Origin of the sequence: Microcoleus sp. PH2017_35_SFW_U_B (assembly GCF_020737865.1) — a bacterium.
GTDB lineage: Bacteria > Cyanobacteriota > Cyanobacteriia > Cyanobacteriales > Microcoleaceae > Microcoleus.
The window spans coordinates 149,282-173,790 of sequence record NZ_JAEQDE010000019.1; the positions used below are offsets into that span (position 1 = coordinate 149,282).

At 43.1% G+C, this 24,509-nt stretch carries 24 protein-coding genes; 18 read left to right on the top strand and 6 right to left on the bottom strand.

Annotated features, from left to right (window positions below):
* Window positions 1–10: 10 nt before the first annotated feature.
* The 3 genes from JGK36_RS00770 (at window position 11) to JGK36_RS00780 (ending at window position 3,240) form a co-directional block, all read left to right on the top strand.
* Complete coding sequence (locus tag JGK36_RS00770) at window positions 11–913, top strand: hypothetical protein (protein WP_293195695.1); 903 nt, start codon at window positions 11–13, stop codon at window positions 911–913.
* A 216-nt stretch (window positions 914–1,129) separates the two neighbouring features.
* On the top strand, window positions 1,130–1,861 hold the full coding sequence (locus tag JGK36_RS00775; RefSeq protein WP_293174647.1) for a hypothetical protein: 732 nt from the start codon (window positions 1,130–1,132) through the stop codon (window positions 1,859–1,861).
* 461 nt (window positions 1,862–2,322) lie between these two features.
* A complete protein-coding gene (locus JGK36_RS00780; protein ID WP_293189699.1) occupies window positions 2,323–3,240 on the top strand; it encodes a serine/threonine-protein kinase in 918 nt (305 codons plus the stop codon).
* Here the strand turns inward: JGK36_RS00780 and JGK36_RS00785 are convergent.
* From JGK36_RS00785 to JGK36_RS00805, 5 genes are all read right to left on the bottom strand, one after another.
* The gene (locus JGK36_RS00785; protein ID WP_293174641.1) at window positions 3,218–3,457 is read right to left on the bottom strand and encodes a hypothetical protein; all 240 of its coding nucleotides are present in this window, start codon (window positions 3,455–3,457) and stop codon (window positions 3,218–3,220) included. The genes JGK36_RS00780 and JGK36_RS00785 overlap by 23 nt on opposite strands.
* Before the next feature lie 78 nt (window positions 3,458–3,535).
* The gene (locus tag JGK36_RS00790) at window positions 3,536–3,805 is read right to left on the bottom strand and encodes a hypothetical protein (RefSeq protein WP_293174638.1); all 270 of its coding nucleotides are present in this window, start codon (window positions 3,803–3,805) and stop codon (window positions 3,536–3,538) included.
* Entirely contained in the window at window positions 3,806–4,432 is a 627-nt protein-coding gene (locus JGK36_RS00795; RefSeq protein ID WP_293174635.1) for a J domain-containing protein, read from the bottom strand.
* 259 nt (window positions 4,433–4,691) lie between these two features.
* Entirely contained in the window at window positions 4,692–5,285 is a 594-nt protein-coding gene (locus tag JGK36_RS00800; RefSeq protein WP_293174632.1) for an ATP-dependent Clp protease proteolytic subunit, read from the bottom strand.
* Between the two features lie 208 nt (window positions 5,286–5,493).
* The gene (locus JGK36_RS00805) at window positions 5,494–6,153 is read right to left on the bottom strand and encodes an ATP-dependent Clp protease proteolytic subunit (RefSeq protein WP_293174629.1); all 660 of its coding nucleotides are present in this window, start codon (window positions 6,151–6,153) and stop codon (window positions 5,494–5,496) included.
* A 223-nt stretch (window positions 6,154–6,376) separates the two neighbouring features.
* On the opposite strand from JGK36_RS00805, the gene JGK36_RS00810 reads away from it, so the two are divergent.
* The 5 genes from JGK36_RS00810 (at window position 6,377) to thrB (ending at window position 10,586) form a co-directional block, all read left to right on the top strand.
* Window positions 6,377–7,612 (top strand): VWA domain-containing protein, encoded by a 1,236-nt coding sequence (locus JGK36_RS00810; protein WP_293189707.1) that lies wholly within the window; start codon window positions 6,377–6,379, stop codon window positions 7,610–7,612.
* Between the two features lie 142 nt (window positions 7,613–7,754).
* Window positions 7,755–8,321: a Uma2 family endonuclease gene (locus tag JGK36_RS00815; RefSeq protein ID WP_293174623.1), complete on the top strand. Its 567-nt coding sequence runs from the start codon at window positions 7,755–7,757 to the stop codon at window positions 8,319–8,321.
* A gap of 4 nt (window positions 8,322–8,325) precedes the next feature.
* Window positions 8,326–8,802, top strand: a complete 477-nt coding sequence (locus JGK36_RS00820; protein ID WP_293189709.1) for a tetratricopeptide repeat protein — start codon at window positions 8,326–8,328, stop codon at window positions 8,800–8,802.
* Window positions 8,803–8,854: 52 nt separating this feature from the next.
* The gene (locus JGK36_RS00825) at window positions 8,855–9,424 is read left to right on the top strand and encodes a Uma2 family endonuclease (RefSeq protein ID WP_293195692.1); all 570 of its coding nucleotides are present in this window, start codon (window positions 8,855–8,857) and stop codon (window positions 9,422–9,424) included.
* Window positions 9,425–9,512: 88 nt separating this feature from the next.
* Window positions 9,513–10,586: a homoserine kinase gene (thrB, locus tag JGK36_RS00830; RefSeq protein ID WP_293174613.1), complete on the top strand. Its 1,074-nt coding sequence runs from the start codon at window positions 9,513–9,515 to the stop codon at window positions 10,584–10,586.
* Here the strand turns inward: thrB and JGK36_RS00835 are convergent.
* A complete protein-coding gene (locus JGK36_RS00835; RefSeq protein ID WP_293174610.1) occupies window positions 10,575–11,936 on the bottom strand; it encodes an NB-ARC domain-containing protein in 1,362 nt (453 codons plus the stop codon). The genes thrB and JGK36_RS00835 overlap by 12 nt on opposite strands.
* A 228-nt stretch (window positions 11,937–12,164) precedes the next feature.
* On the opposite strand from JGK36_RS00835, the gene JGK36_RS00840 reads away from it, so the two are divergent.
* From JGK36_RS00840 to opcA, 10 genes are all read left to right on the top strand, one after another.
* Window positions 12,165–12,389, top strand: a complete 225-nt coding sequence (locus JGK36_RS00840) for a hypothetical protein (RefSeq protein WP_293174607.1) — start codon at window positions 12,165–12,167, stop codon at window positions 12,387–12,389.
* Between the two features lie 112 nt (window positions 12,390–12,501).
* The gene (locus JGK36_RS00845) at window positions 12,502–13,662 is read left to right on the top strand and encodes an FxsB family cyclophane-forming radical SAM/SPASM peptide maturase (RefSeq protein ID WP_293174604.1); all 1,161 of its coding nucleotides are present in this window, start codon (window positions 12,502–12,504) and stop codon (window positions 13,660–13,662) included.
* 34 nt (window positions 13,663–13,696) lie between these two features.
* Entirely contained in the window at window positions 13,697–15,541 is a 1,845-nt protein-coding gene (locus tag JGK36_RS00850) for an HEXXH motif-containing putative peptide modification protein (protein ID WP_293195689.1), read from the top strand.
* A 7-nt stretch (window positions 15,542–15,548) separates the two neighbouring features.
* A complete protein-coding gene (locus tag JGK36_RS00855) occupies window positions 15,549–16,520 on the top strand; it encodes a DUF483 domain-containing protein (protein ID WP_293174598.1) in 972 nt (323 codons plus the stop codon).
* Between the two features lie 83 nt (window positions 16,521–16,603).
* Entirely contained in the window at window positions 16,604–17,404 is an 801-nt protein-coding gene (locus JGK36_RS00860; protein ID WP_293174595.1) for a hypothetical protein, read from the top strand.
* A 325-nt stretch (window positions 17,405–17,729) separates the two neighbouring features.
* Complete coding sequence (fbp, locus tag JGK36_RS00865) at window positions 17,730–18,803, top strand: class 1 fructose-bisphosphatase (RefSeq protein WP_293195687.1); 1,074 nt, start codon at window positions 17,730–17,732, stop codon at window positions 18,801–18,803.
* 196 nt (window positions 18,804–18,999) lie between these two features.
* Entirely contained in the window at window positions 19,000–20,151 is a 1,152-nt protein-coding gene (gene tal, locus JGK36_RS00870) for a transaldolase (protein ID WP_293195684.1), read from the top strand.
* Between the two features lie 252 nt (window positions 20,152–20,403).
* Window positions 20,404–21,234, top strand: a complete 831-nt coding sequence (locus JGK36_RS00875; RefSeq protein WP_293195681.1) for a hypothetical protein — start codon at window positions 20,404–20,406, stop codon at window positions 21,232–21,234.
* Window positions 21,235–22,764, top strand: a complete 1,530-nt coding sequence (gene zwf / locus JGK36_RS00880) for a glucose-6-phosphate dehydrogenase (protein WP_293189723.1) — start codon at window positions 21,235–21,237, stop codon at window positions 22,762–22,764.
* Window positions 22,765–23,063: 299 nt separating this feature from the next.
* Window positions 23,064–24,428, top strand: coding sequence for a glucose-6-phosphate dehydrogenase assembly protein OpcA (gene opcA / locus JGK36_RS00885; RefSeq protein ID WP_293174581.1), 1,365 nt, complete (start codon window positions 23,064–23,066; stop codon window positions 24,426–24,428).
* Window positions 24,429–24,509 lie beyond the last annotated feature (81 nt).

A 24,509-nucleotide genomic window follows, 5' to 3' on the forward strand; every position in this document is an offset into this window, starting at 1 on the left:
AAGGTGTTCAATGTTTATAAAATACAAGTTGCGATCTATTCTGCGCCCGGTACTAATTTTCCTGTTTGTAATAAGTTTTTATCAAGTTCTCGTCAGTGGCGGAGTGTTGCCAGCTTCTGACGGAGTTAGCCTGATTCAAAATAATATTGTCAAAGCTCAAAGGTATGTATATGATGATTCCGATCTGAAAATTGTCATGGTGGGTAGTTCTCTATCTGCCAACCTTCATGTTACAGACATTGGAAAGGGCGTAAAGAGCATAGCTTTGGGGGGAGGATCGAGCCAGACGGGTTTAGAAATAGTTAAAAAAAGTAATAGCAACCCTCCGATTATTTTGGTAGAAATTAACGATACTATTAGTCGCACAATAGATAGGGATTTAGTTGAATCTTTGTACAATCCTGTTTTTTATTGGATGCGCCAGTATTTGCCAATACTGAGAGAAGAATATCGTCCAGTTAGTATTTTTATACATTCGTTAAAAAAACGCTCTAAACAAAATCAAAAAGCAACAAAAGAGGCACTAGATAGCGGAGAGGCTCGCAATCTTACTCCGGAATTATCGCAAAAAGCTATCCAAACAACAGTTGACATTCAAAGCCAACCTTTGTCTAAAAAAGATGCAGAAGATATCAAAAAAGAAGCTGCTGTAATTAGAGCTCAAATCGCTGAAATCAATAAAAATAGCGGGGCAAAAATAATTTTATTTGACATTCCTCAAGAGTCGCGAGTTGACGCTGCAATCAGGAGAAAACAAGTCCGAGAATTGACTAAAAAGCTGTTTCCGTCCGATCGCTTTGAGTGGTTGCCCCCCCCGCCCCCGCGAGAATGGCGCACTAATGACGGCATTCACTTGATCCGCAGCGATGCTAGGGATTTTGCCAAGTTTTTGAGTCATAAATTGTTGGGCTAGTCAGGGCGGGGACTCTTGGCATGGCCCCTCCAAAGGAAAGGTTGTCATTCTATTTGAAGTATGTCATACTACAAATGTCTGTGATGTCAGCTTAAAAATCGTAAGGTTTGCAGCCAGGACTTCAGTCCTCAAAGCCCTAAAAGCCACACGAGAAAGAGTTTGACGATCGCCCTGCAACCATACTCGACGTGACTTCAGCATCAATAATTTAGAACTATGGCACGATTAAATCAGATTATCGCGATCGAGAAAGGCATCAAAAGCCGATCGATCCAAGAACTAGCAGAAGCCCAAAAAGCCCTCCAGAAGCCCGCCGTGCTTTCGGGAATCTCCCGCACGTACCGCCCCAAAGACGAAGAAGGCGAACAACTGCCGCCCGAGTCCAAAAAAGTCGAAGTCAAAGCCGAAGAGATTATCCGCAAAACAACAGAAGTTTTGACCAAACTCTTCGACGTAACCGCAACCAAAGACTGGACAAATTGCAGAGCCCGTGCCGACGTAACTGTAGACGGAAACGTGCTTTTGAGCCAAGTGCCAGTCAGCTATTTACTATTCATTGAAAAGCAACTGTCAGATTTGCAAGCATTCATCAAAAAACTTCCTGTTTTAGATGCTTCCGAGACTTGGAACTTTGATGCTTCAGCCGACTGTTGGGCAACAGAACCGGTGCAAACTCTCAAGACTTTTAAAACTCCCCGCAATCACGTTAAAGCTGAAGCTACGGAACACCATCCGGCTCAAGTCGATGTTTATTACGAAGATATTACGATCGGCTACTGGCGCACTGTCAAGTTTTCTGGAGCTTTACCAGCGCAGCGGATCAATGAGTTGCTGCAAAGGGTGGAAATATTGCAGAAAGCTGTGATGTTTTCCCGCGAAGAAGCTAACAATTCTGAAGTTGAAGAACAGAGAGTAGGAGAGCGAATTTTTCAATTTATTTTCCGCTAATAGCTTGCTTTTTTGATAGTTATGGTTTAAGATATAAACAGAGTACAAGCTCAATCTCAAACTTTAATTTAAACCGTACAACTGTGACAGTACAGGTTCGACTCCTGTCCCTTCAACCTAATAATGAGGGGTAGCCCAAATTGGCAGAGGCAGCGTTGCGTACAAATTCAATAGCAAGTTATTACTCTAAACTCAGCATTCACCGCCGATCGCCAAAACGAATGTCAGGAACAATCAGGTCATCGAGGTTGCTGGTTCAATTCCAGCCTCCCCAACCAAACACTGGGGAGTAGCTCAATCGGTAGAGCGCGATGATATTAATCTTAAATCCTTGACTTAAATGTGGTAGCGTGTAAAATGGCCGGTAATAGAAACCCAGTAGTAAGGTCAGAACTACTGGGTTTCGCGCTAATAATTGAATCAATCCGTTAAATCCGTCAGTCCAGGACGCATCAAGACAGATGAGTTACTGTATCAATCCTCAATGCGAACAACGGGAAAATACTGCTGCTACTCAAAATTGTCAGGCTTGTGGCACGGCTTTACTAATTGCCGATCGCTATCGTATCATCAAGCCAGTGCGATCGCCCAATCCCGCACGCCCCACAGACATCTTTGAAGTCAAAGATTGGGGAACAGGGGAAAACGAATGGGGAACTGTCAAAGTTTTAAAAGTCTTGAAACACACCCACAATCCCGACTTAGTTCGCTTGTTCAAGCAAGAAGCGCGAGTTTTGATTTGGCTGGCGGGAAGTGGTGGAGTTCCCAAAGTCGAACCTGACGCTTATTTCCAAATTAAACTCCCCAATAACTTCCAGAAATTGTCTTGTTTGGTAATGGAAAAAATTAGCGGAGAAAACTTGGCGGAATTCTTAACTAAAAACCAGTACGTTTCTCAAGAATTAGCTTTCGATTGGCTGCAACAAATGCTTGATATTTTGCAGGAAATTCACAAATATCATTTAGTGCATCGGGATATTAAGCCATCCAACCTGATGGTTGCAGCCGATGGGAAATTGAGACTAATTGACTTTGGGGCTGCAACAGAAGCAGGGATTGATACAACGCCCGTAGGTTCTGCGGGATATTGCGCGCCGGAACAAGTTGCAGGTAAAGCTGAAGTGCGATCGGACTTTTTCGCCCTGGGGCGTACTTTTGTACATTTATTAACGGGTTTACAGCCGATCGACTTTCCCGTCAATCCAACAACAGGTAAAATAAATTGGAGAAATCAAGCTGTAGGCGTTGACGAGTTGTTCGTAAGCTTGATCGACCAATTGATGGAACCGCTACCCGAAAACCGACCTGAAAATACCCAAGTTATTTTAGAAAAACTCAAAAATATTAACCTTTTGATTACCGACGCAGAACCGAAGTAACAATCACCGTGATCGTGGCACTAGCAATCAGAGTAAAAGCAAGCTGCACAACCCATTGAGTCGCTTGCTGGTAGTTGGAAAATCGATCGTTGAACTTCTCGACATCAGTCGCTAGGTTGTCAACACGAGTTGATAGGTGGTCAACACGGGTTGATAGGCTGTCTAATTTTTCGATTACATCTGTCAGTGTTGGTTCGGTGGATGGTGTGTCAATCATCTCTGGTTTCTCAACTCAATAATTCTATGATACCAGATCGGAATTGCCGAGCGTAAAAAATAGTAAGGTGCGCCCCATCTACAATCTGCAAATTTCATCGAACATTTCATAGTGACGCACCCTACAAGTTGATACAACACAGTATAGTCTTTCGATTACCTGCACAGAACCAATGCCCAATTCCCAATGCCCAATGCCCAATGCCCAATTCCCAATTCCCAATTCCCAATTCCCAATTCCCAATTCCCAATTCTCAATGCCCAATTCCCAATTCCCAATTCCCAATTCCCAATTCCCAATTCCCAATTCCCAATTCCCAATTCCCAATTCCCAATTCCCAATTCCCAATCAATAAATCTCTTCTAACCTGCGAAAATCTCGCTCAACTTCCGCCCACAAAGCTCGATTGTGAGGGTCAGTTTTCACAGCCTTTTTCAAATAAATTCTCGCCTTATCCACCTGCTTTTCCCCGATCAAATGCCGTCCCCAGCGCTGATAGGCGATCGCCTGCCACTGCCGCACCTCCCGATCTTCGGGCATCCGCTGGGCCAAACCCTCAATTAGGGCGATCGCCCGCGGAAACCTCTGATATTTCAGCAACTGTTGCAGTTCAAAATAAGCATCTTTTTTTAACTTGTCTTCCGCCGCCGACAGATCCTGCTTATCTTCAGTGGGTTGCTGTTTCCGAGTCACCTTAACTGCTTGCGGTTGAGCTTTCACCGCCTCCGCTGGCGCTGTCGGAGTCGGCGGTACAGTTGAATTGGCAACTTTCGATTCCGCAACATCGGCGGGTGCAATATTCACCAGGAACTTATAAGCCTCAGTAATAGTAATAAACTTATTCTTAGCCTGTTCGTTTCCCGGATTCACATCGGGGTGATACTGTCTGGCTAACTTTCGATAAGAGGCCTTAACTTGCGATAAACTCGCACCAGATCTTAGCCCTAACTGTCGGTAATAATCTGCAATATCCATTTAGCATGAATCAAGTTTTCTAATACCATTAAATATGGCAGAATCCTTAAATGTAAAGATTCTGCCAAAATTTACCGCGAACTATGGTAGTGCGAGGGTTGCCCGCACTACTACACTATCAAAACCACTTACCAGAAAGAATTGGTTTAAAGCCTCTCCCTTAAGCGGGAGAAATTAAAACAAGACTATTCATTACTCAAATCCTCGGACTTGCAGGTCAACTGTCAACTGTCAACTGTCAACTGTCAACTGTCAACTGTCAAGGACGATCTTCTACCACTTTGTCGATCAAGCCGTATTCCTTGGCTTCCTCGGCGGACATGAAATAGTCGCGATCCATGTCTTTCTCGATTTTCTCGATCGGCTTTCCGGTATTTTTAGCATAGATACCGTTGAGTTGGTGGCGCAAGCGCAGAATCTCCTTCGCCTCAATCTGAATATCCGTTGCTTGTCCCCGCGTCCCCCCAGAAGGCTGGTGAATCATGATCCGCGAGTGAGGCAAAGCCAACCGTTTGCCCTTCGTACCCGCAGCCAGCAGGAAAGAACCCATCGAAGCAGCCAAGCCCACACAAATCGTCACCACGTCAGATTTAATGTGCTGCATGGTATCAAAAATAGCCATGCCTGCCGACACCATCCCCCCGGGGGAATTGATGTACAAAATAATATCTTTGCCCGAATCTTCCGAATCGAGATACAGCATCACCGCGATGATTTGATTGGCAATTTCATCGTCAATGTCCTTGCCCAAGAAAATAATCCGTTCCCGGTAAAGGCGATCGTAGATATTAATCCACTGAGTATCATAACCACCCGGCATTTTGTAGGGAACTTTTGGCACACCTATAGGCATAATTCGGAACTCCGTTTAGTTGGTAATTGGTAATTGGGAATTGGGAATTGGGAATCGGTAATTGGGAATCGGTAATTGGGAATTGTTAGTCATAAAAAAACTATTGAATAACTAATTCAGGGTAGAAACTACTAGCCATTAACCCTTAATTTTTACTCATGCCACATTCCCCATTCCCCATTCCCCATTCCCCATTCCCCATTCCCAGTTATACGACGGCCGCAGAAAGGGCTTTCGGCAATTCTTCCGAACTTTCAAGAACGCGATCGATCAAACCGTATTCTTTCGCTTCATAGGGCGTCAGGTACAGCAACCGATCCATATCTTTAGTAATTTTGTCGATCGGTTGGCCAGTACAGCTTGCAAAAATATCGAGCATCGTCGCCTTATTTGCCAGCACTTCCTTCGCCCGAATTTGAATGTCGCTGGCTTGACCTCGCGTGTAAGCCTTGGGTTGGTGCAATACAATCGAAGCGTGGGGCAAACTCGCCCGAAAGCCCTTTGTACCAGCCGCTAACAGCATCGCAGCCATGCCCATTGCCGAACCGAGACAAATAGTCTGCACGGGCGGCTTAATGTACCTGATCGTGTCGCAGATAGCGAAGGCTTCGGTTTCAAAGCCGACGGGTTCGCCACTGTAACCAGAAGTGCCGGTCGAGTTGATATAGATTTTGATCGGCTTATCCGGGTCTTCGTACTGCAAGAACAGCAGTTCAGCGATAATCAGTTCTGTTACCGCAGGCACCAGAGGCATACCCAGATAAACGATCCGCTCCTTCAGCAACAGGGAAGGTAAATCGGGAGGGGGAGTTCGAGAGTTGCCCTCTCCGTAGTATTGCGATTGCACGGCTTTAATGGGTGTGTTCATGTTTGTTTTTGCCTGGGGACACCCACCATACTTCGGCTACGGCTCGCTTGAGCTAAGTCGAAGGGCTCAGCACAAGTATCTGTACTCAGCTTGGTGGGACGAAGAAAGGAGGGCAGAGTGTGTGCCTTTCCTCAAAAGAATGGGGTTGTTGACAACCGAAATGTTGCCTGAACTCATGGAGTTATTCTTAAAGAAATAGTAACGCAATCTTTAGGTATCCCGCATGAAAGTTAGTTTGCTCCCGGTCTTGAACGACCCCAACCTTGATGCTGCTGCGCCATCAACCCAGCGCCAGCTAGCCGTTTCAGTGTCGGCGACGGCAAGCGCGATCGACTCCAGCGTACCTTTAAACCTGTGCCTGATTCTCGACCACAGCGGCTCGATGGGCGGGCGTCCCTTGGAAACCGTCAAACAAGCCGCCGGACGGTTGCTGGACAGGTTAAAACCTGGGGATCGCTTTTGTGCGGTGGCTTTCGATCACAAAGCCAAAGTTCTCGTCCCCAATCAAGTTGTGGGAGATCCCGCCAGCATTAAACGGCAAATCGAGCAATTGCGCCCCGCTGGCGGCACAGCAATTGATGAAGGGATTAAGTTAGGTATTGAAGAGTTGGGGAAAGGCAAAAAAGAAGCAATATCTCAGGCGTTTCTGCTGACTGACGGCGAAAACGAACACGGCGACAATAACCGCTGTTTGAAGTTGGCGAAACTGGCCGCTGAGTACAACATGACTTTAAATTCTCTGGGATTTGGGGATAACTGGAACCAGGATATTTTGGAAAAGATTGCTGATGCTGGCGGCGGTGCTCTGGCTCATATTCAGCGGCCGGAAGATGCGGTTGATGAGTTTGGCAAGTTGTTTACTCGCATCCAAGGTGTAGGTTTGACTAATGCTTATTTGCTATTTTCGTTGATGCCAAAAGTGCGGTTAGCCGAACTAAAACCGATCGCGCAAGTTGCCCCGGATACGATCGAATTACCGGTGCAGCAGGATGGCGATCGCTTTATGGTGCGTTTGGGAGATTTAATGAAGGATGTAGAGCGAGTAGTTTTGGCTAATATTTATATTGGACAGTTGCCGGAAGGTACGCAGGCGATCGGGCAATTACAAATTCGCTATGACGATCCGACAGTCGGTGAAGGTTTGCTTTCCGATCCTGTTGCAGTTTCGGCTAATGTCCTAAAAGTTTATCAGCCTGCACTTAACCCGATGGTGCAGCAGCACATTTTAGCTTTGGCTAAGTACCGCCAAACTCAACTCGCAGAAACTAGACTGCAACAGGGCGATCGCGCTGGTGCGGCCACGATGCTACAAACGGCTGCTAAAACTGCTCTGCAAATGGGCGATAAAAGTGCCGCAACTGTGCTGCAAACCTCTGCTACTCGTTTGCAGTCTGGTGCAGAATTGACGGAAGCCGATCGCAAGAAAACTCGCATTGCTTCTAAAACTGTATTGAAGTAATATTATTTTCGCTTAATTGCGATCGGCAGCATTGTTCGTAGTAAGGAATGCAAGTCCTAATTTACTAAAAGCCTTAGAGAGGACTAAAGTCCTTACTACGAACCGGTTTATAATGTTTGTACCACCTATCGAGAGTGCTTGTATGAGCCAGACAATATCTGATAAAGTACGCTGGACTACCGCCGATTTAGAACTCTTACCCGATAACGGCGATCGTTATGAACTTATTGATGGAGAGTTATTTGTGACTAGAGCACCGCATTGGGGTCATCAACAGACTTGTGGCAGATTTTTCTCTGTGCTTGATACTTGGTCGATGTCTGCTGGTTTAGGACGAGCTGCAATCAATCCAGGGCTGATTTTCACAGAGGCCGATAACGTCATTCCTGATGTAGTTTGGGCGAGCAATGAACGCTTGGCCCTCTTGCTAGACGAAGCCGGTCATTTAACCGCCGCTCCTGAGTTAGTGGTTGAAGTATTATCTGCTGGTACAGATAATGAAAGAAGGGATAGAGATTTGAAACTCCGACTTTATTCAGTGCGGGGAGTACAAGAATACTGGATTGCTAATTGGCGGTTGCAGCAAATAGAGGTTTATCGCAGGGAACAAGCAAGTTTAAGATTAGTTGCTACGCTGTTGAGAAACGATCAACTTACTTCACCTTTGTTACCTGGTTTTAGTTGCTCTGTAGCTCAGGTTTTTGCTTAGACTTATGAAATATTTGTACAGAGCGATCGCACTTTGCGGATTTGTTACCGTTTTGGGTGGCATATCCCCTGCCATTTCTATTCAACCCTCACCAATACTCATCGTTCAAAATTCGGCTGAAGACTTATTTAACAGCGGTTTAGCCAAGTCAGAGGCTGGAGATATCCCAGGGGCGATCGCAGATTACACCGCAGCTATTGCCATCAACCCCAACTACGCCAAAGCTTATAACAAACGCGGCATCATTCACGGCCGCTATCTCAAGGACTATCCAGCAGCCAAAGCCGACTTCGATCGCGCCATTGAAATTAACCCGAAGTATGCCGATGCTTACTACAACCGTGCGAAAGTCCGCTATTTATTAAAAGACAAACCGGGCGCGATCGCTGACTATCAAAAAGCCGCCGATTTTTATCAAAAAGACGGCAAGACAGAAGATTATCAAGATGCAATAAAACACCTGCACAGGCTGCTATTATAAATGTTTTGGGAAACAGGGTATAATATAACCACAGCTTTAAAATTTTCAAATTATGACCTTAAGCAAAAGTTACAACTACGCCTCCCATGAAGACTATTTAGAAGGGGAAAAATTTAGCCCGATCAAACACGAATACAGACAAGGAGAAATCTACGCAATGGCGGGAGCAAGCGATGCCCATGAAACAATTTGCATCAACCTCGTCAACTTGCTCACAACTCACGTTAGAGGTAGAGGTTGTCGCATCTATGCAGGAAACATGAAAGCCAGAATTGAAGAGGCAGATGTATTTTACTATCCCGACATCATGGTTACTTGCGATGAAAGAGATAGAAGCCTTCAATACTTCAAACGCTACCCGCGCTTAATCGTAGAAGTTTTATCTCCGACAACAGCAGCATTCGATCGCGGCAATAAATTTGCCGACTACCGCACCATCGAAACTTTACAAGAATACGTAGTTATCAATCAAGAAAGCATCGGCGTAGAATGTTATCGCCGCAACTCAGAGGGCCGTTGGGAACTTTATCCTTACGGTGTTGGCGCAGAAGTTCGCTTGGATAGCGCAGACTTTCAATGCCCGATCGCCTCAATTTATGAAGATGTTTTAGAAATCGGTTAAAATAGTCGATCGCACAAACACCAAAAATTCATCAGCGTTCATCAGCGTCCATCTGCGGTTGAACACTCCAAATTCACCCCGTCAAAAAATGTCTGCAACCTCCACCGTCACCGTCACCGTACCCGCCACAACTGCCAACCTCGGCCCAGGTTTTGACTGCATCGGCGCCGCTTTAAGCCTCTACAACCACTTCCAATTCTCCCTCCTCGAACCGCCAGCAACCGAGAAATTGCAAATTACCGTTACGGGTGCGGAAGCAGCCAAAGTTAAGACAGACGACAGCAATCTCGCTTACCAAGCCTTTGTCAAGTTATACGAATACCTCCGTCAATCCCCCCCACCAGTTGCGATACATATAGATATGCAAGTGCCGCTGGCGAGGGGTTTGGGGAGCTCCGCTACTGCTATTGTCGGCGGGTTGGTAGGGGCGAATTGTTTAGCCGGCAACCCTTTGAGTCAGGTTGATGTGATGCAGTTGGCGATCGAACTTGAAGGACATCCCGACAACGTTGTCCCCGCTTTACTCGGAGGATGTCGCCTCGCTGCTAGCAATACACCCCCCCAACCCCCCCTTAGTAAGGGGGGGCTAAGAGAAGGATTTTCTCTCCATGAGGGGGGGCTAACAGAAGAATTCCCCCTTAGCGAAGCGGGGCTAAGAGAATCACCCCCCCTTAGCAAGGGGGGGCAGGGGGGGGTTTCCTGGCAAATTTGCGATATTCCCTGGCATCCTGATATTGTACCCGTGGTAGCGATTCCCGATTTTGAACTTTCTACAGCCGAGGCGCGCCAAGTTTTGCCCGCAGATTACAGCAGGGCTGATGCAATTTTCAATGCCGCACACCTGGGTTTGTTGGTGCGGGCTTTAGCAACGGGCGATCGAGATTGGCTGCGCTGCGCCCTCCAAGACAAAATTCACCAGCCTTACCGCCGATCGCTGATTCAGGGATATGAAGCTGTGCAAGAAGCAGCCATGAATGCAGGGGCTTGTGGGATGGTAATTAGCGGTGCCGGGCCGACGCTTTTGGCTTTAACGGATGTTACTAATGCTGATGCAGTTGAGAAAGCGATGGCTGCTGCTTGGATGGAGGTTGGGGTGAAGGCTGATGTCAGGGCGATCGCGATCGATACTCAAGGCGCGCAAATCTCAAATTTAGGGTTGTAAATTTAAACAACAATTCTTTACATATTCTTGGAAAACAGAAGACAATTTAAACAAGATTTTATCCTCTTTTATTTTCCTTACTAAATACCTTTGTTGTAAGGACTGTAAACCATTAATTAAATCCATTGATGATAAATCTAAACTCTGTCTTAAATATTCTCTGGATACAGGCTGCTCGAACTTACTTAATTCTAAAACAAGTTGCTGTTCAATAGGCGAGAGTTTGTTAAACAAATGGTTAAAATTAGATTGCAGATTTTGGGTAATAATCAAACTATTATCCCCTAAAAACTCAGCAACATCGCCATCAAAAATCTTTTTAATTGAAATAGCAATACTTTTTAAATAAGCGGGATTGCCTTCATATAACTTAACTAAATTTAACCAACTCTCCTCATTTTTTAATCCTGTACCTTTCAGAATCTCCACATCATCTAAACCTGATAACTCTAAAGACTTAATAGGATATTCCCCATCTAAAGACTCCATTTCTGCACATTGTTCTTGACTAATTAAAATCACATTACTTTGATGTTCAACTTCTGCGATCGCGCTGAAAAAGTTTTGATAATCTTGATATTCCGATCTATATTCTCCAGCGAATTGACCGTCAATAAATATATTCTCAACATCATCAAGAATAATCAAACTTTTTTTATACATGAGTATATCTAATAGCTGCTTTAATTTCTCATCTAGATTTTCTGGAATCTGTTGTTTGTTACAAACCTTCAATAAATCATTTACAAGTAATTCTAAAGACTTAGGATTTTTTATGCTTCTCCATATAATTACTTCAAATTGTTGCAAATTGAGCTCGACAAACCTTTTAACTAGAGTAGTTTTCCCAATTCCACTCAAGCCCAACACTGATATTAAACGAGTATTTCGATCGAATATCCAATTATAAAGGGTTTTAAGTTCAGATTCTCTAGAGTAAAAATTAATAATTTGAGGAGCTACAGTTAAATCGTGATACTTTAATGGATTATGGCTTGCTTGATGTTTTTTATTGTCTCGTTCGGGAAATGAACAAAAGCTAAAATTATGACTGCTATGACTGCTTTGTATATTAATAAATTGTGAGGATGTTAACTTTAATCTTTCAAATGTAGAGCGAAAATTAGTTTTTTTTATATCCTCACCCAATATTTCAGATAAAAGTTGCCATAATTCAGCCCCCACATCACCTACATGATTTTTACTGACATGGCACTTCTGGGCGATATCATCATAGGTTTGTCTTTCCCAAGTCCCCTCAACTACAGCCCTTTGAACATCATCTAGGTGCTTTCCAGTTCGTTCAACCACTAGCCGATCGACAAATTGTAACAGTTGGTTTACATTCATAAAGACTATACAGGGTAAAGGTTTAGCTCATTATAGCTTAACCTGAATCCTATTTTTTCCGAACTTTTCCGATTTTTTGCTTAATATTGTGTAACAAAACTCCAGTTGAAATCCGAGTTTTTCCGATCGCACTCCCATCTTTAATTTTGGTATGCTCTTAAATTGAAACACAGGCTTAAAAAGTCGTGCTTTTTCCGTTGTTGATAATTTTTTAGGAGCATTACTAAAATGACACAAGCAAAAGAAAGATTACTCACTGATACTTACTCACAAAATGATTGTATTGTTCTTGACCTTGAAGAATTCGACTTAAGTGACTTAGATGCACTCAAAAATACAGCACTTGGTAATATTTTAGAAATAAATTTTCAAAATCCAATGGCAACATCTGATAATAATCGACATGAGAGCCATTCTTCTCATGGTGAGTTCAATCAACGTGCTTGGGGGTAGTCAAGCACTGGCTATTACAGAATACTAATTAAATGGCTACTAAGTTACCTCAAGCAATAGCAGCCATTTAATTCTGGCAGACATAATTTAAGTTTTGAACATATCATGATTTATGGCTGAGTTTACACCCTTACATTCGCTGGTTTGTAAAGTAATATCCCGTTGCAACCTTAACTGTGATTATTGCTATATGTATCAGCATAGCGATCAAAGTTGGCAACAGCAACCTTTGAAAATGTCAGAAGCAACTATTACACAATTAGGTAAGAGAATTGATGAACATACCACCAAACATCAAGTATCAGAATTTTCTGTAATCATGCACGGTGGAGAACCTCTTTTAGCAGGGTTAGACTATCTCCAAAAATTTCAAGAAATTATTTCAAAAAATGTACCTAATGTTAAACTAAGATTTGGCATACAAAGTAATGGTGTGTTGTTAAACGATGAAATCTTAGACTTCTGTATTTCTAATAATACAACAATAGGTCTAAGTATGGATGGCGATCGAGAAGCTAACGATCTACATCGCTTAGATCATCAAGGTAAATCTACATTTTCCAGTTTGGAAAAAACTCTTCAATTATTAAGTAGCGATCGAGGACGGAAAATATGGGCAGGTTTTTTATGTGTGATCGATCTACATAACGATCCTGAAGCTGTATATTCTTATTTATCACAATATAATCCTCCTTCGATTGATTTTTTGTTACCTTTAAATCACCATGATTTAAGACCTCTTGGTAAAAAACAATCTCTTGATGTAACTCCTTATGCAGACTGGCTACTTAAGATTTTTAATATTTGGTATCATCAAAAACCTCAAACAATCAAAATTAGGAAATTTAAGGAAATTATTTTGCTAATGCTAGGATTGCAAGGAAATTCAGAAGAATGGGGTTTAAGCCCTGTTGATTTTGCAGTTATTGAAACCAACGGTGATATTGAAGCCGTTGATTCTTTGAAAGTTACTTATCCCGAAGCTACCAAGTTAGGAATGGATATATTTACCCACAGTTTTGATGATATTTTTGACTCTCAAAAGGTTATTGAGCGTCAAGAAAAGTGGCAATACTTGAGCGAAACTTGTCAAAAATGTAACTTAGTTAAAGTTTGTGGTGGTGGTTATCTTCCCCATAGATACTCTAGCGAAAATTACTTTCATAATCCATCAGTGTATTGTTCCGATCTCAAAAAAATGATTACTACAATTCGCCACCAAGTAATTGAAGATATGCAAACAATAAAGAAGAAAAAAATTCCTGCTGTTTAGTCAAAATTTGTCTGATTAAATTAGGGTTAGTGCAATGAAGATCGAGCTGGATATTAATACCATCAAAAACTTAGTTTCTCCTACGGGGGCTTCCGATCCATTAGTTAAAGTAATTTACTTAGCAGAATATCATAGAACCTTGCTAAGGTTAAGTAATCTCTGTCAAAAATTGCAATCAGAATCACCTAAGTTAATTGATGATTTAACCAATTTTTGTCAATCTTTTGAGTTGGTAAAATCATTTTCCAAAAATGCCCAAAGAAAGATTTTACGTTATCCATCTTTTAGCGTTTGGTTAGATACAGCTTGGCAATTAGTTAACCGAAAAGCTCATATTCTGTTTCCAGAAATGCACATTAAATTTCATCTGGAATCTTTCTCAAAGTTTCTTTTAGCAATGGCAAAATATGACAATATAGAAAATCTAGAGTGTTTTTTATATACCGATCATGCTGGAATTATTGCCATACCCGGAACCGGAATTTATTTACAGCATCCTCAACATATTGCCTTTCAAAGATTGCGTTTTGTGACCACAACTAATGAGAGTTTTAATATTTATACAGATGGTAATCAAAATTTGGAGATGATTCAAAATGAAATACCTCATCTCAATAATGGCATTGAATTAAATGCTTTTGATAGCGATCTACGTTTAGGTGGTCGCTATGATTTGAATTTTGAGGAATTAACACCAACTTCCACTATTAAATGGCTATCTACTTTAGAGGAAGCTTGGTTTTTGATAGATAGTTGTTCAAGTTTATTAGCAAGTGAAATTTTCATGGGAGTACAATCTTTAGTTCCAGTATATTCTCATGCTATTGATGTTCATAGAAGTCAGACATTTCGCGAAATACCCGGACTTCTCGTTTTATCTTGGATGTCAGATACCTCAGTAATAGTAGAAGCTTTAGTCCATGAATATCATCATCATAAACTTAATGCTTTATTAAATTTAGATCCAATCATTGTAGAAGGTAGTCCTGAAGCAGTTTATTATTCTCCTTGGCGTGACGATCCTCGACCTCTCAGTGGTATTTTGCAGGGAATTTATGTCTTTCAAGCTGTTTTAGAATTTGGGCATAAAATTCTGAAAACAGATATACCTCTTTTACAAGAAAAGCGTTTACAACAAAGAGTGTATGCTGCTAAACAACAACTGCTAACTGCACTTAAAGTTTTAAAAACAAATGCAGTATTTTCTTTAATTGGTCAAGCATTGATTGAAGCAATAGAAGAAAATATTAATCGAGTTGAACCTGAAATCTCTCAAACAGAAAAACAACTGATCGACCTTAGATCAAAAGAACATCAGCAGAAATGGGAAGCGGCAAATCCTAATTTAGTGGAAAGTAAAATATTTCCAATTAAACTCTCTGTAGATTTGGAAAATAAGGACAGCAATAAAATATTAAATCAATCATGTCAATGGTTAGGAATTGACCCAAATATTGATTTACGTCCCTTAACTTATCTGAGACAACCCTTCGATCCAATTCTGGAAACTTTGGTAGCTATTTACCACGATCGAGGCTTAAAAAAATTAGAAGACATATTAAAAGAAACTCAGTTGGGAGATTCAATTTTATTAGACTTAATATGTGGACATACTGCTTATCTTAATCAAGACTATCAGAAAGCAGCAGAATTTTATCAAAGTTGTATTGAGCAATATCTTAATGCTCCTTATTTTTGGCAATGTTTTATGTTTGCATTGAGACATTTAAACCTGTTAGAAAATTACGAATTAATCTTGCTTAATCTAGATAAACTTGTTGCTAATAGTTTAGAAATAAAAAGATTAATCAGGCAAAACTCAAATTCTGAAAATAAAGTTCAAATGATGGTTAAATTAGTTCAAACTTTAGTTAATTAAAAAAAATATGAATACAGCAAGTTTGAGCAAATACTTAGTAAATAGTCCTTTTAGCAAATACCTTGAGATATTTCCTGATGGGGGACAATTACCTTCTTTTATTGCTACTGTTAAGGGGTTAAAATCGGCAACAGATTTATGGGTACAACAGCCAAAATGGCAAATTTTTTGTGAATTAGCTCAATATTTTGGCTTGTATTATTATGTAGATGCTTATTTTTATAAAGATCGGGAAACATTAAACAGTTTACCTCAAGAGTTATTTACTACAACTAAAGCTGTTTTTAGTAAAGATTTTTCTGATGAAGCTCATGTTTTTATTGCCAAGTCACAAGATGCTTTAACAAATGCGATTGCTTCAGGATGGTATCCTTTAGTTGTCGATCGAAGAGTCGTTGAAAAACATTTAGCAGATCATCATACTTTTGGAAAAGCACTAGGTTATCCGCAATGTTGTCTGGATTTTTTTCAAAATCGAAATAATTGGTATTTTTATAATAATTACTATGAAACTTATCGCCATACAACTGACACACCTACGTATTTATCTAATGGGTTGTTACGTCACACTCCATTCTCATTGATTCCCCATATACCTTGTTCTTTTAATTGTGAAGCCTCTATCCAATATGCTCAAAAAAATCGTCTTCTAATTAATGAGGAGAGCCAAGAATATTTAAAGGAAATAAAACATCGTTTACAAACACCAATTTTATGTCTTTCTGAACTTAAAATTTACCGTTTTGAAGGTAACATTGTTGCTGAAAATGTAGTCAACTATCAATCTGTAGAGGCAATATATCCTACATCACAAAATGATTTACTATATCAAATACTTGTTAAAGGTGATACTTGTATTGTTGAGGGGAATATTATTATAGTTTACCGAGACAATTCTCAGATCAGTGCTTATTTTGCTAGAGGTGACAAACATGAAGTAGAGATTCCATTTTTAATTAGTTTCTCCAAAGATACTTGATTGACAAAATAGGGATTATTAAAAACACTTTAGGGAGCGTATAAAATGTATAATTTACTTTTAATTAAATGAGGATTAATATAATGAATTTTGTAGAAAAAATTATCAACAATCTTCAAGAAAAAGACTTACAATATATTCTTGATTTAGAAAAAGAGATTTTGAATTCTAAATTAACTTTAGATCGAAATTTGTTAATAGATGTGGAGGATCAAAAAACCGCCCAACGATATTTCTATTTTTATACACTACCTATGTTAGAAGGACTAGGAGTTTTAGAGCAGCAGGAAAATGCTATTTTTTGGGGGACTGTGCAATTATGTTTAGATTTACATCTAAGATATGTGGATTACATCATAGATAATGATAAAATAGACATAAGCAGATTATTAATTACGCAAAAGTCTTATAACTATTTATTCCGAGCGCAAATGCTACTAAATCAAAAAGGCTATTTGTGGGGTTCCGATCAAATGGCTATTTATACGCAATATTTTGACTACGAGAAGGAAGCAAATACCGATCAGTTTCATGATTTTGGTAGCTTATGGAGACGAGCATCTCCTCTATTCATTGTTTCTGGAAGTTATTTAAAATTATCTGGTCAAATAGTTGATTTTGATTTTTATTACAAACGGTATATAAGTTGTTGGTTGCTCAAAGCAGATTGCTCGGATATTATTAAGGATATTAATAAACAAAAAACCCCGATCACCTATTTAGTATATAATTACGATGCTCAAATTGATAAGAATGTAATGTTGATGGCTAAGACTATTAACTCTATTGATGTCAAACTCGATCGAGGTTTAACTCAAATCAAAAACCACATATCTAACAAATTTCCAATTTGGGCAATAATTATTGAAAGTTTGTTGTCTTAAAGTTTCGGGATCGGGTTCGTTCTGCAAAGTATGATTTATAGCTTAATTACAACATTCGTTTCGATTGCCCATGAGATATTCCCAACATTAAGCGTCCTCTGCGGTTAATTAAAAAATTTAGTGATTTGGAATACAATTTTCAACTCAACAGTCGATCGCACTCCTCAATTTTGTCTGGGGATCTAAAGTTCACCTAAAGTTCCATGCCCGATCGCAAAACCCTCCCTAAGATAGAAGTTGCAGGACGATCGGTCTCATCGCCGATTCAGGAATACCTGAAAAATCCCAAACGATCCAGCCACAAGACAGGGAGGACATCAAAATCATGGTAAACGCGCCGACAGGGGAAGCCCGCCTAGGCCAAACCGAGCAGGTACAAGCCTTAGACCGCGATTGTACGACTCTATCCCGTCATGTACTCCAGCAACTGCACAGCTTTAGTGCAGATGCTCAGGATCTGAGTGCGCTAATGAGTCGCATCGGGCTGGCGGCCAAGCTGATCGCAAGGCGGCTCAGCAGAGCCGGGTTAATGGAAGATGCTTTAGGGTTTACAGGGGCTGTAAACGTGCAGGGAGAATCCGTCAAAAAGATGGATATCTATGCTAATGAAGTGTTTATCTCCGTATTCCAGCAAAGCGGACTTGTCTGCCGTTTGGCTTCCGAGGAAATGGAAAAACCCTACTACATTCCGGAAAACTGTCCGATCGGGCGTTACAGTCTGCTCTACGATCCCATAGACGGTTCTTCCAATCTTGACATCAATCTCAATGTCGGCTCCATATTCAGCATCCGCAAGCAAGAAGGGGATGATGCAGACGGTTCTGCTGCCGATTTGCTCCAACACGGGCACAAACAAATCGCAGCGGGCTACGTGCTCTACGGCCCTAGTACCATGCTGGTTTATTCGATCGGGCAGGGCGTTCATTCATTTACCCTCGACCCCAGTTTAGGCGAGTTTATTCTATCAACCGAAAACATCAAGGTTCCAGACAGCGGCCCGATCTACAGTGTCAATGAAGGTAGCTTTTGGCAGTGGGATGAATCTTATCGGGATTACATTCGCTACGTACATCGAAATCAAGGCTATACCGCCCGGTACGGAGGCGCTTTGGTGGGAGATTTCCACCGGATTTTATCTCAGGGAGGTGTGTTTTTGTACCCAGGAACGGTGAAAAACCCCGATGGCAAATTGCGCTTACTCTACGAGTCTGCTCCTTTGGCGTTTTTGATGGAGCAAGCTGGCGGGCGGGCTAGTACGGGTATTCAAGACATCTTGGACGTGGTGCCGACTAAAATTCATGAGCGCACGCCTTTGATTATTGGCAGTAAAGAAAATGTAGCGCTGGTTGAGTCTTTTATTAAAGAGCGATCGCGCAATCCCATAACACTTGAAGAGTGAAGTTAGTTGACAGTTGACAGTTGACAGTTGACAGTTGACAGTTGACAGTTGTCAATTGATAGTTGTTAGTTGTTAGTTATTAGACCGAAGTTGGAAGATAGTAAGAGGAAAAAAGGAAGAAGGAAGAAAGTTTTCACTGCCCATTACCAATTACCCATTACCCATTACCAATTATCCAAGTTTAGGAGTTAAATCAATGACGGACCAGACAAAGAATCACCTGTTAGAAATCAAAGAAATTGGCCAGAGCATCTGGATGGACAATTTGACCCGCAATCTGATCGAGTCCGGCGAACTCAAAAAGATGATTGAAAGTCGCGGGCTGCGCGGGATTACATCGAATCCGGCTATTTTTGAGAAGGCGATCGCGGGTAATGTCATTTACGACGCGGATATTGAAGCGGGCATCCGGGCTGGCAAATCTGTGCTAGAGATTTACGAATCTCTGGTATTTGCAGATATCCGCAACGCTTGCGACATCTTCGCCCCGGTTTACGCAGAGTCGAAGGGTTTGGACGGTTACATCAGTATCGAAGTGCCACCGACGATCGCGAATGACACAGAAAGTACAATTAGCGAAGCCTTGCGCTATTATCAGGCGATCGGCAAACCAAATGTGATGATTAAGATTCCCGGAACTGCTCAAGGTTTGCCCGCCGTAGAGCGAGTCATCAGTGAAGGGATTAACGTTAACGTGACTTTGCTGTTCTCTGTTGACAGCTACGTCGAAACTTTCTGGGCGTACATTCGCGGTTTGGAAGCGCGGGCAGCTAAGGGTTTGGATGTGAGCAACATCGCTTCTGTTGCCAGTTTCTTCTTGAGCCGGATCGACATCAATATTGACGGCAAGATTGACGAGAAACTCAAAAACGTCACAGATATTTCCACCAAAGCCAAACTGGAAGCAGTGAAGGGGAAAATTGCGATCGCCAATGCCAAGGTAGCTTACCAGAAGTATAAAGAGATCGTCGCGAGCGATCGTTGGCAAGCATTAGCAGCAAAGGGAGCCGAAGTGCAGCGACTGCTGTGGGCGAGTACCAGCACTAAAAACCCCAACTACAGCGATGTGATGTATGTGGATGAGCTAATCGGCCCCGATACGGTGAACACTTTGCCACCGAACACCGTTGAAGCTTGTTTCGATCACTGCGATGTCGCGCCCCGGATTGAGAATAACGTTGCAGAAGCTTACAGTCTGATCGAAAGTCTCAAAGATCCCGACATCGACATCAACTTGGACAAAGTGATGGAAGACTTGCTCCTGGACGGGATCGAGAAATTCGTCAGCCCCTTCCAATCCCTGATGGATTCCTTGGAAGAGAAAGTTAAGAAGCTCGCACCCGTATAGTTCGCCGATTTGGTATCGGTAAGGGCAGAAACTCTCAGGAGTCTGAACACATAATCGTTTTGGCTCCTGAATCCTGATTAAATGCTCGTCCCCAATTATTGACGCGACTGAGATTATGGAAAATTTGTGTACGAACGTACACAATTCCCTTGTCAAAGAATATTTTGTGTACGAACGTACACAATTCCCTTGTCAAAGAATATCAAGTCCGCAAATTCCTGATTTTTCATACCTGACTGCTAAAGAAGTGTTATGTTAACTCCCCATACCATTCAACAAAGCGAGGAAGTCAACGCCCAACTGGATATCGCTGAACGGGCGAGGCTTCAACAACTCGAATCGATCGTAGAACAAGGACTTCATACTTTTTACGAAGTTGGCAAAGCCCTTGAGGAAATTCGGGAACAAAAACTGTACCGGGAAACCCACAAGAATTTTGAGGCTTATTGCCACGAAAAGTGGGGAATCACGAAACGAAGAGCTTATCAGTTCATTGACGCGGCTGAGATTATGGAAAATTTGTGTACGAACGTACACAATTCCCTTGTTAAAGAATATCAAATCCGCCCATTAAAGGGATTGCCCCCCGAGGTACAGCTAGAAATTTGGCAAGAAGCAGTAGAGTCATCGCCCAACGGGATTCCTACTGGTGCAGCAGTTCAGCGTTTGGTTGAACAGCGATTTCCATCGCTAGGAAGCGGGCGAACTCCCAAGGATACTGCTTCAGAATTGGAAAAATTGCGATCGGACAATCAACGCCTCAGACAGCAAATCCGAGAGCAAAACAGAGAGAGGGATCGGCGTGCTGCTGCTGTGGCGTTGGAAATGGAGCAACTTCGAGCCGAAAACAGGCAGCTAAAAGCTGAACTGCGACAACGAGATAAAGATTGGGAAGTTCGACTAGCTGCTGAAAGGGTTAAAATCCGGGCGGAAGTTATAGCGGAACTCAGAGAGGAAATCCGGGCGGAAGTCAAAGCCGAATATGAAGGGCAGATCAACTCTCTGACCCAGCAATTAGCAGAAATGACGGCAAATTATCATGCTGTACTGGCAAGATTAACAGCACTAGAACAAGGAAAATAAATGGTAACGATACTTGAAAATCCACTGCGGGTTGGTTTGCGAAAAGAACGGATGCCGGAACCGCAAATTCTGGTGATATTTGGAGCTTCCGGCGATCTCACCCAGCGCAAACTGGTACCAGCAATTTATCAGATGAAGCTCGATCGGCGTTTACCACCAGAAACTACCGTGGTGGGAGTCGCCCGTCGCCCTTGGAGTCACGATTACTTCCGAGAACAAATGCGGGAAGGCATCGAAGAATTTGGCGGCGGTATTAGCAATGAGGAATTGTGGCAAGATTTCGCCAAAGGTTTGTACTACTGTCCCGGCGACATTGATAACCCCGAAAGCTATCAAAAACTCAAAGCTTTCTTAGCCGAACTCGATGAAGAAAGGAGAACCCGCGGCAATCACATCTTTTATCTGTCCGTTTCTCCGAACTTTTTCCCAGAAGCAATTCGGCAACTGGGCGCAGCTCAAATGCTTGCCGATCCAATAAAACATCGCTTGGTAATTGAAAAACCCTTCGGCCGCGACTTGAGTTCGGCAAAAGCTCTCAACCGTGTGGTGCAGCAGGTTTGCCAAGAACAGCAAGTTTACCGGATCGACCACTATTTGGGTAAAGAAACGGTTCAAAATTTGATGGTGTTCCGGTTTGCGAACGCGATTTTTGAACCGCTGTGGAACAGGCAATTTGTGGATCACGTACAAATTACGGTTGCAGAAACTGTGGGCGTAGAAGACCGGGCCGGTTACTACGAATCCTCTGGGGCGTTGCGGGATATGCTGCAAAACCACTTGATGCAGATTTTCTGTCTGACGGCGATGGAACCGCCAAACTCCCTCGATGCTGACAGCATCCGCACCGAAAAGATGAAAGTTCTGCAAGCAACTCGCTTGGCGGATTTGAATAACTTAGAGTTTTCCGCGATTCGCGGTCAATATTCCGCAGGGTGGATGAAAGGCAAACCCGTGCCGGGTTATCACGAAGAACCGGGGGTTGCTCCCAACTCGACAACGCCGACTTTTGTGGCGATGAAGTTTATGATTGACAACTGGCGATGGCAGGGAGTGCCTTTCTACCTGCGGACTGGTAAGCGGTTGCCGAAAAAAGTTAGCGAAATTGCAATTCAGTTTCGGGAAGTGCCGCTGTTAATTTTTCAGTCGGCGGCCCAACAAACTACTCCTAACGTTTTGACGATGCGGGTGCATCCCAATGAGGGGATTTCGCTGAGGTTTGAGGCGAAAATGCCGGGGCCAGATTTGCGGACGCGGACGGTGGATATGGATTTTAGTTATGGTGCTTCGTTTGGGGTGACATCTTCGGATGCTTACGATCGCCTGTTGATTGATTGTATGCTGGGCGACCAAACTTTGTTTACCCGTTCTGATGAAGTGGAAGAAGCTTGGCGGGTGGTAACTCCGGCGCTGATGGCTTGGGAATCTTCCAACGACCAAAGTTTGGTTCCTAAATATGAAGCTGGTACTTGGGAACCGGCAGAAGCAGAATTAATGATTAACAGAGACGGCCGCAAGTGGCGACGACTTTAAAAGTCAATTGTCAGTTGTCAGTTGTCAGTTGTCAGTTGTCAGTTGTCAGTTGTTAGTTGTTAGTTGTTAGTTGTCATTAGGTAAGAGTTGCTAACTTAAGAATCATCAAGGACTAATTTAGTAATCCTAATGTTCGGGAACTCTTGCGTGATAGCAGTTGTGACCAATGACCAATGACCAATGACCAATGACCAATGACCAATGACCAATGTCCGATGCCCGATGCCCGATGCCCGATGCCCAATGACCAATAACCAATAACCAATAACCAATAACCAATAAGAAAGGAGAAAAAACCGATGACGATGACACCGATGAAAGCTCCGCCTCTGGTTTCGCTGCAAAACCCTAAAGATGTGTCGATCGACCAAATAGAGGCAGAACTGAGTAAAATCTGGGAAAGTTACAGAGAATCAGGATCGAAGGGCGATTTTCCGATCGCGACTAGGGCAGCAACTTTTACTTTTGTCGTGTACGAACCGGAAGAAACCCAGCAATTATTGGCGGATCTGGGATTTTATGACGGGCCTGTCGATGGTATTAGCGGGCCGATGACGGCATCTAGCATCAGGGCTGCTCAAAAAGCTTACGGAATGCCCAGAAGTGGCAAACCTAGCGCTGAATTGTTGGCGATGTTGCGCGAAGAAGTGGCTCGCAAAAATGCCAAGGGAGAGCTTTTGGGTTCGAGTGGCTTGGGTTCCGGGGGTTCGGGGGTGGCTGATGCGATCGTAGCTGCGAATCCCTGCCGGATTATTGCTCTGTGCCCGACGGCGGGAGAAGATACGGGCGTGCAGGCTCAAGTGGCTGCTTACTGTCCGGTGCACAAGCGCGGCAGCGGCAATCTGATCTGCTGCGAGTATATTACGCTGCGGGGTACGGAAGCTGCTCTGGAACGGGTGAGCGCGATCGTGACAGCGCTGACGATCGCGGATTTGCCGACTTTGTTATGGTGGAAAGCGAATCCCGATGCCGATCGAGGTTTGTTCCAGCGGCTGGCGGCAACTAGCAGTTCTGTGATTATCGACTCTAGCAGTTTTGCCGAGTCTGAAGCGGAATTGCTGTTGATGCAAAGTCTGATCGAGGAAGGAATTCCGATCGCGGATTTGAATTGGCGCAGGCTGGCGGCGTGGCAGGAGTTGGCTGCCGAGGCCTTCGATCCGCCGGAACGTAGGGCGGCAATTCGGGAGATCGATCGAGTGACGATCGATTACGAACAAGGCAATTCTACTCAAGCGCTGATGTATTTGGGCTGGCTGGCGAGCCGGCTTCAGTGGCGTCCGGTTGCTTTCAAGCAAGAAGAGGGCGATTACCAAATTAAGCGCATTAAATTCGCAGGTGCGGACGAACGGGTTGTAGAAGCCGAGTTAGCTGCGATTCCGATTGCCGATACGGGCGATGTCCCCGGCGATTTAATTGCTCTGCGTTTAAATTCTACGAACGAGAAAGCGGCCTGCGGTACGGTTCTGTGTTCGGAAACGGGGGGCTGTATGCGGATGGAAATGAAGGGAGGCGCTCAAACCGATCGATTTAACCAGGTGACTCCTCTGTTCGATCAGGTGACGGAACAGTTGCTGGGCCAGCACTTGCAGAGTTGGGGCCGGGATATGCTGTACGAGGAAAGTTTGGCGGTGACGGCTCAAATGCTGAAGTTGGCTAAGAGGTAAAGAGAAGTTCGGCAACGGATGCAAGTAACGGATGTAACGGATGTAACGGATAGAATAAGGAAGAAGGAATTGAGTTAATAT